This window comes from Thioclava sp. F28-4 (assembly GCF_002020045.1).
Lineage (GTDB): Bacteria > Pseudomonadota > Alphaproteobacteria > Rhodobacterales > Rhodobacteraceae > Thioclava > Thioclava sediminum.
The window spans coordinates 315028-332749 of record NZ_MPZQ01000005.1 but is presented as its reverse complement, the minus strand read 5'-3'; the positions used below and the strand labels follow the sequence as shown (position 1 = coordinate 332749).

Genomic DNA, 17722 nt, shown 5'->3' with positions numbered 1-17722 from the left:
GCTTGGCGTAGATACTACAATGAGGAACGGCCACACGGCGCGATCGGGAACAAGGCCCCGATCACGCTGACGAAATCGGGGGGCGTCACCAGCCCGTCACCCTGAGCAAAGCCGGGAAACTCTGCCTAAGGGCGGTAGAGCTCTGGGGTGCGGATCAACACCAACCGGGCTCCGGTCGCGGCTGGATGAAAGTTCAGTGGCAGGTCAGCGCGAGCAGCCCCCGTCGCGCAGCGGATGGCCATAGCCGGGTCCCAAGTTTCAAAGATGGGTTTCTGAACTACACCGCATCGAGCCAGCTCGCGTTGTGCCAAAGGGGGGCTGTTTGGGCGGCGATTGGGGGTCAAGATTGCGTGCCGATTGACGCACTTGGCCCTGAGCGAAAGCCTACCAGCCGTCGAAAATTAGCTATGATAAGATGAAGCCCACGCTAGGTCTTGGACCACGAGAGGAGAGTCGCTCCACCTGACTGCTCATCTTGATTATCTTCCCGCAAGATGCCGTCGAGCGCAGGACCATATCGCCGAAACAAGTCGAGGCGCTCGATTCACCTTTCGATTTTTTCGACGCGATCGCTGCCGCTACCTAGTATTTTTTCAATATTAACAGGTTTCCTCAGGGTTTTTCCGTCAAAAGCCACATGGTAATCGGAATAATATTTATTTATGTCGGTTTTATCAATAAAATCACCGTTCTCAAGATGCTTCAAAATTTTATTTCTCCCTTCCTTAAGCGCTGCTCTCAGTCTTTTTTCTTTCCGACTCTGAATGCCTAGCTTGCTAAGTTTCGAGCGCGATATCGCCTTAAGGCGAGAAATGAATTTAGGTTTTTTTTCCGTGAACAATGAAGAGAGCGCGTCGAACCTATCACCCAATAGGCGCTGAAAAAATAAAAATCCACAACGATCAAAGTCGTCTATATTGTCATCGTGAAGTCGGTGCCACGGCTTTTCTGCTTTGCTAAAGTGCAAGAATATTGGGGGGAATAGTTCCTCAACGTTAGCATTGAAGAGCTTGGCTTGGAAATTCCAAGATGGATGCAATTCTACCCATGCATCCTGAAATACCCAGTTTAAAAAGTCTTGGTCAAAGTGTATGATCTCATTTTCGTGCGCATCCACAAAAGCTTTGAGTAACGACCTAAAATCGTGTTCGATCCATCTTTTCGGATCAATAAGCATAACGCCAGAATTGAAATATCGTTCGGAACGTATGCCCAACATGGTGACCCAGTCTTTGATCGATACTTTCCTAATTGACGCGTTGGCAATCATCCCGAAATCTGATACCGCGGCAATTCCAGCCGGCAAATTTGTCGACCATATTTTGTGATCGACTCGAAGTGGCGCTATGTCCGCATCGAGATATAGAACGCGATCGTACTCTTTAAGAGCGAAAGGAGCGAAAATCCTCAAATAAACTATTGGCGGCCACATTGCGCTAGCAGGCAACTTGTTAGGCAGTAAGTGCGTGAGTTCGTTATTGTGAATGAAGATTTTTTGCTTCTCGGAGGCCTCAATAATTTCTATGGAGTCATTGAGAAAATGGCAGTCGGTGTCGGGATCTTCCACGAACACGTGGACGTCGACGGACCAGTCGTCAGAAAGCCGTCTCGACAACGCGAATGCGAGCTCAAAGAATTTGGCATCCACAACGAAAAAAATAGCATTTCTCATTTTGGCCACGCTACAAGCCAAGACATACGATATTCGCGAAACTCATCAAGAACCACCGCGCCTAAGAGCGGCATGAATTCATCAAGCTCATCGTAATCTTCAACTTTTTTTGTTTCTTGATGAATTTCAACAAGAGTGTGGCTTTCCTTTAAAAAATCTTTGAGTTTTGAGCTCATGTCGGGGCGCGCTTTTTTGTGTATCTCAATAATAAAAGCTGATTTCACTGAGATATTTGATGGAACGTTTTTTAGGCCGATCTCGCAGCCCTCGCAGTCAACTACAAAAAGAATTTTGGAGAATTTCTCAATTTCTCGATAAAAGTAAGAGTTAGCGTCAGAGAGGTCGAGAGATTCAATTATTTGAACGTCCGAATTATTTATCTTAGCGCAAGTCGCCAGCGTATGCCGCGATTCCAAATCCGTATCATATGCAAAAACGCTTGCAGTTTTAATTCGACGAGAGAGCCCAACCGCATAATACCCTTCGGATGCCCCTATGTTTACAATTGCCTCGGGTCTCCAGTTAATCGCATCTTCCAAAGAGGAAAATAACTCGCTTTCGTATGAGCCAATAATTTTTGAGCCCAGGTCGTAATCGCTCCATGATCCCCCATGGGGAAGGCGCATCCCAGAAAAGGGACCTCTGCGGATAGTATAATCGAACCGTTGAGCGAGCTCAGTGATTAGCCCTTTTTTGAAATCACTATAAGCCTCTATAAAATAATGTTTATTAGCGGAGTTCCGGCGGTGAACGACCAGCCCAAACGGTTTTAGCAATCGTGAAAAAAACCGTCGTGCGCCCATCGATCTGCCTCCCGAGGAAAACTATGGCGGATCGTTATACTAATAAGACCGCCCGCTCAAGAGTATAGACAGGCGCATTTTCGGAATGGAACGCCCGGCTTTGTGTCAGTCCCCCTCGTGGAGCCGCGTTTCCTCCCTTAACTTAGGCTCAGGGCCTTTGGATAGGCGTGCGAGCGTCTTGTCCGCGTGATGGCATGCACTTCATCTATGGACTCTTCATCTATGGAGGGCGTGATGATCCACCTGATCTGGTTGAGCGAAGCGCAGTTGGCGTGACTGTAGTGTTCTTCTCTAAGAGTCTTAGCCTTCCCTAGGATTGATAACCAGCGCGTGCTAAGCGGTGTAATTTTCATTAATCGTAACAGCTTGCGATGGCGTGATGCGCCCCGGAATAAGGTCCTGCCATGACTCTCTGCAATCGCCGGAAATGCTGGAGCGACATCGGCGCGTTCGTCCGGTTCACCCAAGGGCAGGGAGCCGATAAGGCGGAGCCGGCAAAGATCATTATCGACGCGATTTACCCGAATGCGCATCGCACGGGCTCGAGCTTGCCGAGCTAAAGAGGAAACGTGGATGACTGTTCGGCCGCGCCAAGTGCGGAGTGAACCCCAGGCTTAATGCGTTGACTGACACGAGAAGACGACCGACCAAGTTCTTCATGCCCAGCGGTCAAGTCACTGACTAAATTGGCGCTGCGGCGCTTCCGCGCCGTCTGTCCGCTGAGGAATGGCTGCTCGCCGACCGAAGCTATGACGCCGATTGGTTCAGCGAAGCCCTACAGGGCAAGAGGATGAGCGCGTGCATTCCGGCGTGTCGACGCGCGCATCGCGTTTTCTGTAGCAATCGGTGACTTTCGAGTCAGATTAGTGCTGAAACCTTGCTTCATATGAGGGCGCGGACGCTGCGTAGACTTCGGTGGTTGCACCCTCCCGCAACCAAATCCTATACCCAGAAATTAAAGTCTGATCACGCCCAAAAGGGCGCGTTATGTATTCGTGCATCGTCATCAGGCGCGCCAATGAAAAAGGCGGCCATGAGCCGCCCTTTCCGATATCCGCAAAGCTTCGGCTCGGTTCACGAGGCCAGAAGCTCTTTCAGCTTGTCGTCGATGAATTTGACGTCGTCGGGGTTCGTCCCGGGGCCGCCAGCGAAATGGCCCCAGATCGACGGAACCGGGACGAACTCGGCGTTGGGCATGTTGGCGACTTCGATCTCGCTGTCTTCCGGCGGGAAATAGAGGTCGGTCTGGCCGGGCATGACATAGGCTTTCGCCTTGATCGCGCCGAGCGCCGCTTTGTAATCGCCGTTATACAGCTCGTTCGCGCTGATATCGCCATTCTGCCAGGTCCAGGCCATGGTCAGCAGGTTGTTGGCGTCTTTCGGCAGGAAGAACCCTTCCCAGAACCCGATCAGGAAGTCTTCGAGCGAGGCGTAGCCGAGGGTCTTCAGGTCGAGCTCTTCCCGATAGAAGCTCTGTGAGAAGCCCCAGCCTGCATAGACGCGGCCAACCGCGCGGAGGCCTTTTTCGGGCTTAGAGGTGTAGCGCCCGTTTTCCCACGCGGCGTCGGCCCGCAGCGCCGCCTTCACCCCTTCGAGGAAGACATAGTTGTGGCGCGAGCATTTCGCCGACCCGCAGAACGGGGCGATCAGATCCATCATCTCGGGATACATCGCCCCCCAGTGGAAGGTCTGAAGCGCGCCCATCGACCAGCCGGTCACCATGCGGATCTTCTCGATGCCGAACTTCTCGGTCACCAGACGATGCTGCGCCTTGACGTTGTCATAGGCGGTCACGTTCGGAAAACGGTCCGCGTTATAGGGCTCCGGCGTGTTCGAGGGCGAGGTGGAGAGCCCGTTTCCGAACATGTTCGGGATGATGATGAAGTATTTCTCGGGGTCGAGCGCCATGCCGGGCCCGATCAGCCATTCATTGTCGTAATGCTGCCCGGAATACCACGTCGGGTAGACGATCACGTTGTCCTTGGCCGCGTTCAGCTTGCCGAAGGTCTTGTAGGCGAGACGAGTGTTGGGCACGGCGAGGCCGCATTGGAACTCGAAGGTGCCAAGCTCGAAGATTTCATAATCAAGGGTCATGGTTTTTCCTCATGTCAAAATGGAGCGACGCCCTATCTCAGGCGACGCTCCGGAAGATCGTTACGGATCAGGCAGTCGCGGTTTTCCCGCTCAGCGTGGAGATCAGGTAGTAAGCGACGCCGCCGACAAGTCCGGCCGAGATGGCGGTCGACAGATGGGGCAGATACCACTCGACGACGAAGGCCACCGCGGAGCCACAGGCCCAGGCGATGAAGGCCGTCCAGCGCCAGTCGCGGTCGATCTCGGAGTTCTTGCGCACGAGAAACTGATCCACGAGGATGATCGCGCCGATCGGCGGCACGAGGATGCCCAGCAGGGACAGCCACTCGATGAAGAAGGCCCAGACATTGGTGGCCGCGATGACGATGCCGATGGCGCCGAGGATCACCGCGAAAAGACGCATGTGGCTGCGCAGGATGCGCGACCAGCCGGTCGCTGCGTTATAGAGGCAGTGGGCACAGACCGAGCCAAGGTTCACGTAGAGGAAGAGGAAGGCGAGAACGCTCAGCCAGGTCATCTGCATGTTGTTCATGTAGCCGAACATGTTGTCGGTGCCGAAGGGGTTGGCATCCGGAACGGCCAGGGCTGCGGTCATGATGCCGCCGACCAGCATCGCGGCGAGGTTGGCGAAGGGGAAGGCGCTGAAGGTCGCGACCCAGGAGCTTTTCGTGTCCTTGGCCCAGCGGTTGAAGTCGGCGCTCACGGTGCCGGCGTCGATGAAAAGCGCGATGACCACGGTCAGGCCGACGCCCATCGACATCGTCGCGACGCCATTATTGCCCGGGTGGGACATGATCGCGTCCCAGCTGGTCGTCGAAGCCGCGTCGCCGACGACGAAGAGGCCCAGAATGACGAAGAGCGGCACCGAGATCATGCCGATCAGGTGCAGGCCTTTCACGCCCACGAAGGTGACGCCGATATAAAGCGCACCGGCGATGAGCGTCATGACGACGTAGTTCAGGTCATAGGTGGAGCTGACGAGCGCGCCGGTGATCCCGGTTTGCACCGCGTACCAGCCAAGTAGAAGCGTCGAGAGCAGGCCGGAGGCGAAGACATAGCCCTTGCGGCCGAAGACGATGCTGGCGAGCAGGGCGAAGTTCATCCCTTTCGTCGCGCCGAGCTGCCCGAGCAGGCCGACATAGACCAGCATGATCAGGTTGCCAATGATCATCGCCGTCAGCGCGGAGCTGAACCCCATGCCGAGCACGAGGATCGAGCCGGTCATCGCGCCGGTGATGATCATCGGGAAACCCATCCAGACCATCGTGACGGAGAACATGCTCCGCCGGGCTTTTGCCGGGACCGGTTCATGTTCGTATTCATCGCCGAGCGCGTGATCGATCTCTTCTTCGATATGTTCGAGCGCCTCTGGCTCGAGATGCTTTTCCGTCGTGGTCATGATGTTCCTCGTTGTTGGACTGTTTCTGATGTTCTTGTTTTTGCAGGCATGCGAAGGCCGGGCGCTTGCCGTGGGCAAACGCTGACGAAAGTCTCGCCGGGGCGGAGTGGATAAGGGGTCGATCAGTTCGGCAGCTTGATCCTGCCGTCGTTTGTGACCGGTTATACTGATCTCAGAGTTATTGGGCGCGTGCGCCAATCGGGTTAGGGCTCTGTGGTCTCTCCATTTGGGGCGGCAAATCGCCGGGCCGAAAACGCAAAAGCCCCTCACGAATCCATTCACATGGTTCGTAAGGGGCTTTCATTGCCAGATGCGGCGCTCTTCGTTGAACGCTACGTCAACACGATGGCGTGATTCGTTTCAATATGCAAATGTTTTGATGTAACGATGTAAGGTGCTGAAAATAATGCGGAAAAAATTTCATCGCATGATTTCAGATGCGTTTTGCAATGCGTCGCGCTTGCCGTGACGTCAGTCATTTGCTATTCGATTCTTATGTGACCGTTCCCCCCGGACTCCGCATTCGCGGGAGTTCTCGTTGAAAGATATGGAACCGTATTAATGGCTTTTGACAACGAGCCGGTCGCAGTTGGCCTCCTTTTTTCCCAAACCGGTGTAACGTCGGTGATCGAGCGCACGCAGCGTCAGGCTGCGCTGCTGGCGATCGAAGAAATCAACAATGCAGGCGGTATCGATGGTCGTGAACTTCTGATCGAAGACAGCGACCCGGCTTCCGATCCGTTGCGCTTCAAGAGCGAGGCGGAGCGCCTCATCGATGTCGGCGCAAAGACTATCTTCGGCTGCTACATGTCCTCCGCGCGCAAGGCCGTCTTGCCGGTGGTCGAGCAACGCCGCGCGCTGCTGTTCTACCCCACGCTTTACGAAGGGTTCGAGTTTTCGAGCAGCTGCGTCTATTCGGGCGCAGCCCCGAACCAGAACTCGCGCTGGCTGGCGGACTATCTCACGCAGACCTATGGCGACCGGTTTGTCTTCGTCGGGTCGAACTACGTTTTCCCCTATGAATCCAACCGGATCATGCGGGATCTGCTGATGCATCGCGGGGCGAAGGTCGTCGACGAAATCTACATCCCCCTGCGCCATAACGAGGAATATATCGAGCGGGCGATCTCGCGCATCAAGGCTGCGGGGCCTGCGGTCGTGTTCTCGACGGTCGTGGGTGAAGGATCGGTCCGCTTCTACCAGGCCTATGACCGCGCGGGCTTCGATCGCAGCAAACAGCCCATCGCAAGCCTGACCTCGGGCGAGCCCGAACTGCTCGCGGTCGGCAAGGATGCCTCGATCGGCAACGTGACGGCCGCGCCCTATTTCAGCGTGCTCGATACCGAGGCGAACCGTCGCTTCGTCACCGCTTATGCGCGCCGGTTCGGGCCGGATCAGCCGATTTCTGCGGGGACGGAAGCCGCCTATTTCCAAGTCTATCTCTTTGCGGAAGCCGTGCGCCGGTCCGGGGCGACCGATCGCGATAGCGTCTTGCGTACCTTGCCGAATTTCAGCTTCGAGGCACCCCAGGGCCCCGTGCAGGTCGAAGGCGATACCCATCACACGAGCCTCTGGCCCCGGGTTGCCGTCGTCGGCGAAAGCGGTGCTTTCGAGATCGTGCGCGAAGCGCAGGCGCCGGTGCGACCGGACCCTTATCTCGTTGAATATGATGAAGACTTGCAGATGACGTCTCCGCAATTCGGAGCCGGAGGGGGCGGAAGCTGATGCCCCGGCTGCGTCTCAAGGATTTGCGCGACCTCTCGGTCATCGTCGTCCATCCACCGGACGCAGATGGCAAGGCGCTCATGGATCAGCTCAAACGCATCGGCTGCCGCGCGGAACTGATGTGGCCCCCCGCCAAGGCGCTGCCGAGCGGGACGGATGTCGTTTTTGCAGGCGTCTTCTTCGAGAGCCAGAGTGCCCTGAGCAGCATGCTGCGGAAGTCCGAGAAACCCGGCCCGACGGTGATCGGCATCGTGAATTACGAGAACCCGGCGATGATCGAACTGGTGCTCGACATCAACGCATTCGCGGTGATTTCGAAGCCGGTCCGGACTTTCGGTATGCTGACAAATCTTGTCGTCGCACGCTCCAATTGGATGCAGGCGGCGGATTTCCACGACAAGATCGGCAAGCTCGAAAAGAAGATTTCCGGTCAGAAGAAGATCTCGAAGGCGAAGTCTATCCTCATGGAAATGCACAAGATTTCCGAGAGGGAAGCCTATGGCACCATTCGTGCGCAGGCGATGGGTAAGCGGATTTCCGTAGAGGAAATGGCGGTCGCGATCATCAACGCAAACGAATTGTTGTCATCAAGACCGGATGATGTATAGTCGAATCAGATCGATGGCCAATGATGTCCATCGGTTCGGCACAGAAAGCCCGCTGAAGACACTGTAGTGTCTTCGCGGGCTTTTTTGGTTTTCAGGATGGTGCAAAGGCCGCGCCATCGCTGCGGGCGTACCAGAGCGCACGCAACCCCGCCCTCGTGGCGGCGCTGAATGGCAACGATGCCAATCGCTCCGAACACCCGGAGCCCCCTTCGCCAAAATGATCCGGACCCCCGCGGTCCGGTCACGGCACCTCACACAATCGGTCACATACCAAACGCTCGTGCACGGGAGTCCTCCCTGCGCATTTACGGCCTGAAAAATCAAAACAAAACCTCAACACGGGAGACAGAAATGAAAACGAACCGGAGAAACTTCCTAAAACACACGACCGCTTTCGGCGCCGCAGCCGCCCTCGGCCCGTCGATGATCGGGAGCCCCGCGCGCGCCTCGGGTGAAATCGAAGTGGGCGTCCTGTTCTCGCTGACCGGCGGCCTTTCGATCATCGAGAAATCGCTCGCCGATGCCACGATGATGGCGATCGACGAGATCAACGCCGCAGGCGGCGTGAACGGGATGATGATCAAGCCGATCCTCGAAGACGGCGCATCCGACCCGAAGACCTATAACGAGAAGGCCTCGAAGCTGGTGATCCGCGATCGCCTGCAGACCGTGTTCGGCTCTTACACATCGGCGAGCCGCAAGGCCGTTCTGCCGGTCTTCGAAAAGCGCAACAGCCTCTACTTCTACCCGACCTATTACGAAGGCTTCGAGTGCTCCAAGAACGTGGTCTACACGGGCGCGGTGCCGAACCAGCAGCTGTCGAACTTCATCCCGTGGATCACCAACACGCTCGGCAAGAAGAAGTTCTTCATCGTCGGCTCGAACTACATCTACCCGCGCGAGATGGCGAAAGTGTCGAAGATCCTCATCGAGCAGAATGGCGGCGAGTGGGTCGCGGACGAATATCTCGAGCTCGGCCATTCCGAATGGGGCGCGATGGTCTCCAAGATCAAGGAAAGCGGCTGCGACGTGGTTCTGTCGAATGTCGTGGGCGACTCGGTCGTGGCCTTCTACCGCGAGTTCAAGAACCAGGGCCTGACCCACGACAAACTGCCGATCTGCGCGACCGTCACCTCGGAAATCGAGATCGCCGCGATGGGTCCGGAATTCGCCGAAGGCAGCTACACCTCCTTCCCATATTTCCAGGCCATCGACACCGATCGCAACCGCGATTTCATCGAGCGTTATCGGAAATATGTCAACGATCCCAAGGCGGTGACGCACCACGCGCTCGAGAGCAGCTACTTCCAGGTCTATCTGTGGAAACAGGCGGTCGAGAAGGCCGGCGACATCTCGGCGGATGCGGTGCGCGAAGGCATCAAGGGTCAGGTCTTCGAGGCCCCGAACGGCACCGTCACCGTCGATCCGGAAAACCTGCACACCTATCTCACGCCGCGCATCGCGCAGTGGGGCGCCGATGGTCAGGGCACGATCGTCAATGCCTATGACGCACCGACCAAGCCGCTGCCCTACGTCGCTTACGGCGAGACGGCAGAGAACCTGTTCTGCACCGGCGCCGGTCTCGACACCACCAAGCTGTGACGCAAACCGGGCACCGGGCTGATGTCCGGTGCCCATCCGAGCGAGGCGGAATTCCCTATGTCTGACATCATCTTCATCGGCCTGTCCCTGTCTTCGATCCTGCTGCTGATCGCGCTTGGCCTGTCGATCACCTACGGCGCGATGGGCGTCATCAACATGGCGCATGGCGAGCTGGTCATGATCGGGGCCTATACGGCGGTGCTCGCCGGGCTCCATCTTGGGCTCAATCTGTTCTTCGCGCTGCCTCTGGCCTTCGTGACCTCCGGGCTCGTGGGGCTCGTGATCGAGCGATTGGTGATCCGAAGGCTCTACGGACGGATCATCGACACGCTGCTCGCGACTTGGGGCGTGGCAATCCTGCTGCAACAGCTGATCCGCCTCGAATTCGGCCTGAGCTTCTTCGGTATCCATATCGACGGTCTCGGACCGGGCCTTCAGAACATGACGGTCCCGGCCTTCCTCACCCAGCCGATCGACGTGGCGGGCATGACGATCCAGCCCTATCGCACATTCATCATCGTCGTGACGCTGATGCTCGCGGGGCTGACTTGGTGGCTGATGTATCGCACCCCGATGGGCGTGCAGGTGCGCGCGATCATGCGCAATCCCCAGATCGCGGCCGCCTGCGGCATCGACGTGCGCCGCGTCTCGGCGCTGACCTTCGCCTATGGCTCGGGCCTTGCCGGGATCGCCGGTGTGCTGCTCGCAGGCTTCAAGACGGTCATGCCCGAGATGGGCGCATCCGTCGTGGTCGATGGCTTCCTCGTCGTCGTCGTCGGAGGGGTCGGCAGCCTTCTCGGAACGATCCTCGCCGCGGGCATTCTCGGACAGATCAACGGCATCGTCGCCTTGGCGTCCAATGACATCATCGCCCGCGCCGTCGTCTTCGCGGTGGTCATCGCCCTGATCCTGTGGCGCCCGCGCGGCCTGTTCTCCTTCAAGTCGAGGTAAGCGATGTCCAGCGAAACGTCCTCCACACTTCCCAGCTCCACGAGCCGTCTTCAGCGACATGCCGACTGGGCCGTCTACGCCGTCTTCATCGTGATGGTTCTCGGCGCGCCCCTGGTGATCGACGATGTGTTCTGGCTCAACCGCATCGCCAAATATCTCGTCTTCGGCATGCTCGGCATCGCGATCGCACTGTCCTGGGGCTATGCCGGGATCCTCAATCTGGGGCAGGGGCTCTTCTTCGGCCTCGGCGCCTATATGACGGCGATGTCGCTCAAGCTGATGAGCGCCACCAGCCTCCAGCAGGGCTCCGACAAACCGGTGCCGGACTTCATGCTCTGGAACGCAGAGCCGGGCGCCGTCACCGATCTGTGCTGCATCAACAAGGGCTCGTTCCTCTGGATCCCGTTCCAGTCGCAATGGTTCGGCATGGCGATGTCGATCGTGATCCCGCTGATCGTCGCCTTCGTGCTCTCCTCGTCGATCTTCCGACTGCGCGTCTCGGGCGTATATGTCGCGATCATCACGCTGGCGCTCGTGCTTCTGGTGCGGCTGCTGCTCATCGATGCGCAGCCGATCACCAACGGCTTCAACGGGTTGACCGATCTGGGCTGGCTGACCATCGGCGGGTTCGAATTCGACCCCTATATGGTCGAGACCTATTACGTGGTCGCCGTCTCGCTCACGGTCGTGCTTCTACTGGGCCGCTGGCTGGTCTCGACACGGGCCGGGCTGATCCTGCAATCGACGCGCGATGATCCGACCCGGGCACGCTATCTCGGCTACGACGTCGCGGCCTATCAGATCTTCTTTTTCACGATCTCCGCCGGGATCGCGGGCTTCGCGGGGCTCCTCTATGTGGTCGCCGCCGAATTCGCCTCGCCGAGCTTCATGGATATCGGCTTCTCGATCTCGATGGTCGTCTGGGCCGCGGTGGGCGGGCGCAACTCGCTGCTCGGCGCCTGTATCGGGGCGATCCTGATCAACACGGTCGAGGCCACGGTCAGCGAGACCGAAATCTTCAAGGAAGCGTGGAAGCTGATCATCGGGGGCATCTTTGTTCTCGTCGTTCTCTACCTGCCGAACGGGCTTGCAGGCATCGCGCGCGATCTTCTGGGGCGGTTCGAACGCCGCCGGAAGGGCACGCCCGCAGAGACGGCCCCGAAAGCCGCGGAATAGGAGGGACGGACATGAATGAAGCACTCACGATCGACGGGCTGACGGTGGATTTCGGCGGGTTCAAGGCCGTGGACGGGTTCACCACCGTGGTTCAGAAAGGCGAGTTGCGGGTCATCCTCGGCCCCAACGGCGCCGGGAAGACCACGCTGATGGATCTCGTCAGCGGCAAGACCGCTTCCACCCAAGGCAGCGTCCATCTCTTTGGCGAGAACATCACCAACCGCCCCGAGCACATCATCGCGCGGCACGGGATCGGGCGGAAATTCCAGATCCCGAGCGTCTTCCGCGATCTGACCGTTCGGCAGAACCTCGAAGTCGCGGCCTCGGGAGAGCCCGGCGTGTTCCGCAACCTTCGCCTGCACATGGTGGCGGAGGACCGGGCGCGGGTCGAGGACGTAATCGCGATGACGCGGTTAGAGCCGGTGCTCGATACGGTCGCGGGCGAGTTGTCCCACGGCCAGATGCAGTGGCTGGAACTGGGGATGCTGATCACGCAGCAGGCGAAGGTCATCCTTCTCGATGAACCCACCGCGGGGATGACCCATGCCGAGACCTTCCGCACCGCCGAAATCATCAACGAAATGAAGGGCAGCCACACGATCCTCGTGGTCGAGCACGACATGGCTTTCGTGCGCAAGATCGCCGAGCGGATCACGGTCATGCACATGGGCAAGCTGCTCGCGGAGGGCCCGATGGAAAAGATCGAGACCGATCCAAAGGTGCGCGAAGCCTATCTCGGTTCGGGAGGGATTCACTGATGCTTTCTCTGAGCAACCTCGACAGCTTCTACGGCCGCAGCCAGGCGTTGCACGACGTCTCGATGAGCGCGCCGAGCGGCACGATCCTCGCCGTTCTGGGCCGCAATGGCGTGGGCAAGACGACGCTTCTGCGTTCCATCCTTGGGCTGACCGACCGCCAGAGCGGCGACGTCGTGCTCGACGGGCAGAACATCTCCGCCGACGCGACCTTCCGGCGCGCGCGGGCAGGGATCGCCTATGTGCCGCAGGGCCGGATGATCATCCCCGATTTCACGATCCGCGAGAACATCCTGATGGGCGGCTTCGCGGCGCAGGGCCCGCGCGCCATTCCCGAAATCGTCCCGAAGATCTTTCCCTATCTGATGGAAAATCTCGACCGGCCCGGGGGCGTGCTCTCGGGCGGTCAGCAACAGCAGCTTGCCATCGCCCGCGCGCTCGCAAGCGGCCCCAAGGTCCTCCTGATGGACGAGCCGACCGAGGGCATCCAGCCCAATATCGTCGAGCAGATCGAGGACATCATCATCCGCCTCAATGCCGAACTCGGACTGACGATCCTCCTTGTCGAGCAGAACGTGAAATTCGCGCGCCGTGCCGCGCAGAACTTCACGATGCTCGAGAACGGTCGCGTCGTGGCCGATGGCGCGATCGCGGATCTCACCGAGGAAACGGTCACCAAACACATGGCGATCTGACCCCATAAACCCGCCTTCCCGGATCAACCGGAAAGGCATTCGACAACTCCACCAACAGCAGAGGTAACAACATGTATCATGGAGATATTTCGAGCAGCGCCGATACCGTGGGCGTCGCCGTCGTCAACTACAAGATGCCGCGTCTTCACACGAAGGCCGAGGTTCTCGAGAACTGCCACAAGATCGCCGACATGGTGAAAGGCATGAAGAAGGGTCTGCCGGGCATGGATCTGGTGATCTTCCCCGAATACTCGACACACGGCATCATGTATGACGAGACCGAGATGTACGAGACCGCCTCGTCGGTCCCGGGCGAAGAGACCGAAATCTTCGCCGCCGCCTGCCGCGAGGCCAATGTCTGGGGCGTGTTCTCGCTGACCGGCGAGCGCCACGAAGAGCACCCGAAGAAAGCGCCCTACAACACGCTCATCTTGATGAACAACGAGGGCGAGATCGTTCAGAAATACCGCAAGATCATGCCCTGGGTTCCGATCGAGGGCTGGTATCCGGGCAACTGCACCTATGTCTCGGAAGGCCCGAAGGGCATGAAGATGAGCCTGATCATCTGTGATGACGGCAACTACCCCGAGATCTGGCGCGACTGCGCGATGAAGGGCGCCGAGCTGATCATCCGCTGCCAAGGCTACATGTATCCGGCCAAGGACCAGCAGGTGATCATGGCCAAGGCGATGGCCTGGGCGAACAATTCCTATGTCGCGGTCGCCAACGCGGCAGGCTTCGACGGCGTCTATTCCTATTTCGGCCATTCGGCCATCGTCGGCTTCGACGGCCGCACGCTGGGCGAATGCGGCGAAGAGGAATACGGCATTCAATACGGCCAGCTCTCGGTCTCGGCGATCCGCGATGCGCGCAAGAACATGCAGAGCCAGAACCACCTCTTCAAGCTCGTGCACCGTGGCTATACCGGCATGATCAACTCGGGTGACGACACCAACGGTCTCGCCGAGTGCCCCTACGACTTTTACACCAAATGGGCGGAAGATCCGGAAGGCACGCGCGAGATGGTCGAGGCGATGACCCGCTCGACCGTCGGCACCGAGGAATGCCCGATCGACGGTATCCCCAACGAAAAGTCCGACCCCACTCACCGGTGAGGCAGGCGAGCAGGGCCGGCGGAGACATCCGCCGGCCAATCAAACGCGAGGATCTTCTATGACGATCGATCAGTACCGGCTTGAGGAAGAGCCGACCTACCACCCGAGCGGCGACGAGGTGGCCTTCTACGAATCCGCCTATGCGGCGCGGCTTCCGGTGATGCTCAAGGGGCCGACCGGTTGCGGCAAGACCCGCTTCGTCGAGCATATGGCCTGGCGTCTGGGCAAGCCGCTCATCACGGTGTCCTGCCACGAGGACATGACCGCCTCGGATCTTGTCGGGCGGTTTCTGCTCGGCCCCGAGGGCACGCATTGGCAGGACGGGCCGCTCACGATGGCGGTACGTCACGGGGCGATCTGCTATCTCGACGAGGTGGTCGAGGCGCGTCAGGACACGACGGTGGTGATCCATTCGCTGACCGATGATCGCCGGATATTGCCGCTCGAGAAGAAGGGCGAACTGGTCCATGCGCATCCCGATTTCCAGCTCGTGATCTCTTACAATCCCGGCTACCAGAGCGTTCTCAAGGACCTCAAGGAATCCACGAAGCAGCGTTTCAGCGCGGTCGATTTCACCTATCCGATGGCCTCGGTTGAGGCTTCCATCGTCGCGTCCGAGGCGGATATTGCCGCCGACATCGCCGACAAGCTGGTGAAGATCGCCGAGAAGTCGCGGCATCTGCGCGGGCAGGGGCTCGAGGAAGGGGCGTCCACGCGGATGCTCATCCATGCCGGTCGCCTCATCAAGACAGGCATGACGCTGACCGACGCCTGCAAGCACGCGATCATCGTTCCCATCACGGATGACCCGGATATGCGCGGTGCGCTCGACGCGGTCGTCGATGCCTGTGCCTGACAGCATGAATGTCGAAGCCACCCCTGACCTGCCGGGCGCGATCCGCAGCGCCTTCTCGGCGCCCGAGATAGCCGACTGGCTGCGGGCGCGCGAACGGCTGCGGGGCGCGGGATACGGGCGGACGGTCCCCCGCGCCTATGAGCGTAGCTCTCTGGCTCTGGCGCCGAAACTCGGGGCTGGGCCGACGGTCGCCTTGGCAAAGCTCGTGTCCCATGTCGCGATCCGGGTCTCGCCCCGCGCGGCGGAGCGCGTCTGCACTGCGGCGGACACGGTCGCGCAGAGATACGAGCCGCAGGCGTTCACGGCGTGGCTCGCGCTGATGACACGGATTACCACGCAAGCGCCGGAGTCCGTGTATCCCTTTCTCGATAATATGGAGCGGCTTGTCGGGCGGCTCTCCGAACAGGCGCTCGAGGACTGGGTTGCGACCGGATTGCGTCTGGCGGGGCGCGATGCCGACAAGCGAAGCGCCTATTTCTCTTTGCAGACCGCGGAGGCGCAGCGCGCGCTTGAACACGAAAGCGGAGAGCAAAGCTTCTACGATCACGAGCGCCGGTTGCGGGCCTATCTCACGGCGATTTCCGGCGCGACACCGCCGCTGCGTGTCGCGCCTACGGGCATGGGAGAGAAAGCCGCGCGGCGGGTGTCCTTCGCGGGCAATGTCATTCTCGTACCGCCCAGCTTGCCCGGCTATCGCGGCGAGACGGAGCCCCTGTTCCGCGCCGCGCTCGCCCATATCGGGGCGCATATCAACTTCACCAAAACCCGTTTCGAGATTGGGCAGCTCAAGCCGCTTCAGATGGCGGTCGTGTCCTTGATCGAAGATGCGCGGGTCGAGGAACTGGCGGCGCAGGAAATGCCCGGGTTGCGCAGGCTCTGGCAAGGGTTTCACGTCGCCCAACCCGGAGGGCTACCGACCGCGCCCAGCCTGTTCGCACGGCTGGCGCGGGCGCTGATCGATCCCGATTTCGACGACCCCGACGGATGGGTGCAAAAAGGCCGCCGGATGTTCATGGAGGCGCGCGAGCGCTGGGCCGATCCGGCGATCAGCCGCGAGATCGGCAACCTGCTGGGCAACGATCTCGGGCAGCTTCGCGTGCAGTTCAATGCGAAGGATTACGTGGTCCAGCCCGCCTATCGCGACGACAACCTCGGGCTCTGGGCGCTCGACGAGCCACCCCTGGAAGAGGCGCAGACCCTCGAAGTTCAGGTCGACACCGTGCAACTGCGTCGCTCCGAGCCGACCCCGGGCGCTGGCAAGCAATCGCAACAGCAGGAGCAGACCGAAAGCGACAGGGTCGAGAAAGTCGCCCCCGTGACCGAGGCGGCCGAAGAGGGGCGGGCGGTCGCTTCCTATCCCGAATACGACTACGAGATCGGCCGGGAGCGCGCCAACTGGACGGTGGTCAAGGAATACCCCGCTACGCCCGGCAATCGCCGCTTCTGGCAGGAGTTGCAGGACGCGCAGGGGCCGCTTCTGTCGCGCATCACCGGTCTCGTGCGCTCGGCGCAGATCGGGCGCGCGCGCCGGGAAAAACGGCAGGCGGAGGGGGAGGTTCTCGATCTCGACGCCTGTATCGAGGCGGCGACAGCCCTGCGGGCAGGCGAGTTTCCCGATCATCGCCTCTACGAGCGGCAGGCCCCGCCGACGCGCGATCTCGCGGTCAGCCTGCTGCTCGACATCTCGCAATCGACCGCCGATCTCGTCCCCGGAACGCAGCATCGTATTCTGGACATGGAACGCGATGCGACAGCGGTTCTCGCCCATGCGATGAACGAAATCGGTGATCCTTTCGCGATCAACGCCTTCTGCTCGGCCGGGCGCGAAGACGTGCGCGTCGTTGCGGTGAAGCGGTTCTCCGATGCGTTGGATGAAGAGACGGGTTCGGCGCTGTCGGGCCTGAAGCCGGGCTATTCGACGCGGCTCGGGGCCGCCCTGCGCCATGCCGGGAAGGACCTCGCGCAGGTGCCGCGGCATCGTCGCCTGCTGCTCTTGATCACCGACGGGGAGCCCTCGGATATCGACTCGCCCGATCCGGACTATCTTGTCCGCGACGCGCAGCGCGCCGTTCGCAGCCTGAGCGCGCTGGGGATCGATGTCTTCTGCGTGGGGCTCGGGCCGCGAAACAAGGAGCAAGAGGCCGCGATTTTCGGGCGCAACGGGTTCATCCAGATCGACGAGCTGAGCACGCTGCCGGACAAGCTTTTGTCGCTCTATCTCCGGCTGACGAGGTAACGGGGCGCTGACCCCGGCGCTTCTGAGAGCATATG

The 17722-nt window shown here is 59.6% G+C and carries 15 protein-coding genes; 11 read left to right on the top strand and 4 right to left on the bottom strand.

All coding sequences use genetic code 11. The annotated features are described in order from the left end of the window. A partial coding sequence (locus tag BMI87_RS22135) for an integrase core domain-containing protein (protein WP_146681604.1) occupies positions 1 to 105 on the top strand: 105 nt, incomplete at its 5' end. Positions 106 to 544: 439 nt separating this feature from the next. Here the strand turns inward: BMI87_RS22135 and BMI87_RS13410 are convergent. From BMI87_RS13410 to BMI87_RS13400, 4 genes are all read right to left on the bottom strand, one after another. Beyond that, positions 545 to 1567 (bottom strand): glycosyltransferase, encoded by a 1023-nt coding sequence (locus BMI87_RS13410; RefSeq protein ID WP_168175215.1) that lies wholly within the window; start codon positions 1565 to 1567, stop codon positions 545 to 547. Between the two features lie 101 nt (positions 1568 to 1668). Continuing rightward, the gene (locus BMI87_RS22130; protein ID WP_146681602.1) at positions 1669 to 2475 is read right to left on the bottom strand and encodes a hypothetical protein; all 807 of its coding nucleotides are present in this window, start codon (positions 2473 to 2475) and stop codon (positions 1669 to 1671) included. Between the two features lie 1074 nt (positions 2476 to 3549). Continuing rightward, positions 3550 to 4569, bottom strand: a complete 1020-nt coding sequence (locus tag BMI87_RS13405; RefSeq protein ID WP_078522109.1) for an alpha/beta fold hydrolase — start codon at positions 4567 to 4569, stop codon at positions 3550 to 3552. Positions 4570 to 4636: 67 nt separating this feature from the next. Further along, positions 4637 to 5968, bottom strand: coding sequence for a cytosine permease (locus BMI87_RS13400; protein WP_078522108.1), 1332 nt, complete (start codon positions 5966 to 5968; stop codon positions 4637 to 4639). A gap of 561 nt (positions 5969 to 6529) precedes the next feature. Here BMI87_RS13400 and BMI87_RS13395 point away from each other — a divergent pair. From BMI87_RS13395 to BMI87_RS13350, 10 genes are all read left to right on the top strand, one after another. Further along, on the top strand, positions 6530 to 7693 hold the full coding sequence (locus BMI87_RS13395) for a transporter substrate-binding domain-containing protein (RefSeq protein ID WP_078522107.1): 1164 nt from the start codon (positions 6530 to 6532) through the stop codon (positions 7691 to 7693). Next, a complete protein-coding gene (locus BMI87_RS13390; protein ID WP_078522106.1) occupies positions 7693 to 8301 on the top strand; it encodes an ANTAR domain-containing response regulator in 609 nt (202 codons plus the stop codon). Before BMI87_RS13395 ends, BMI87_RS13390 begins: the two co-directional genes overlap by 1 nt. A gap of 351 nt (positions 8302 to 8652) precedes the next feature. Further along, the gene (locus tag BMI87_RS13385; protein WP_078522105.1) at positions 8653 to 9903 is read left to right on the top strand and encodes a transporter substrate-binding protein; all 1251 of its coding nucleotides are present in this window, start codon (positions 8653 to 8655) and stop codon (positions 9901 to 9903) included. A 57-nt stretch (positions 9904 to 9960) separates the two neighbouring features. After that, a complete protein-coding gene (urtB, locus tag BMI87_RS13380; protein ID WP_078522104.1) occupies positions 9961 to 10854 on the top strand; it encodes an urea ABC transporter permease subunit UrtB in 894 nt (297 codons plus the stop codon). Between the two features lie 3 nt (positions 10855 to 10857). Continuing rightward, complete coding sequence (gene urtC / locus BMI87_RS13375) at positions 10858 to 12030, top strand: urea ABC transporter permease subunit UrtC (protein ID WP_078522103.1); 1173 nt, start codon at positions 10858 to 10860, stop codon at positions 12028 to 12030. A gap of 11 nt (positions 12031 to 12041) precedes the next feature. Next, positions 12042 to 12788 carry an urea ABC transporter ATP-binding protein UrtD gene (gene urtD / locus BMI87_RS13370; protein ID WP_078522102.1) on the top strand — a complete coding sequence of 249 codons (747 nt, stop codon included), beginning with the start codon at positions 12042 to 12044 and terminating at the stop codon, positions 12786 to 12788. Next, the gene (gene urtE / locus BMI87_RS13365) at positions 12788 to 13480 is read left to right on the top strand and encodes an urea ABC transporter ATP-binding subunit UrtE (RefSeq protein WP_078522101.1); all 693 of its coding nucleotides are present in this window, start codon (positions 12788 to 12790) and stop codon (positions 13478 to 13480) included. Before urtD ends, urtE begins: the two co-directional genes overlap by 1 nt. A gap of 71 nt (positions 13481 to 13551) precedes the next feature. Continuing rightward, entirely contained in the window at positions 13552 to 14595 is a 1044-nt protein-coding gene (locus BMI87_RS13360; RefSeq protein WP_078522100.1) for an aliphatic amidase, read from the top strand. Between the two features lie 58 nt (positions 14596 to 14653). Beyond that, positions 14654 to 15451, top strand: coding sequence for a CbbQ/NirQ/NorQ/GpvN family protein (locus BMI87_RS13355; RefSeq protein ID WP_078522099.1), 798 nt, complete (start codon positions 14654 to 14656; stop codon positions 15449 to 15451). Then, positions 15438 to 17687 carry a nitric oxide reductase activation protein NorD gene (locus BMI87_RS13350; RefSeq protein WP_078522098.1) on the top strand — a complete coding sequence of 750 codons (2250 nt, stop codon included), beginning with the start codon at positions 15438 to 15440 and terminating at the stop codon, positions 17685 to 17687. The genes BMI87_RS13355 and BMI87_RS13350 overlap by 14 nt, the downstream gene beginning before the upstream one ends. Positions 17688 to 17722 lie beyond the last annotated feature (35 nt).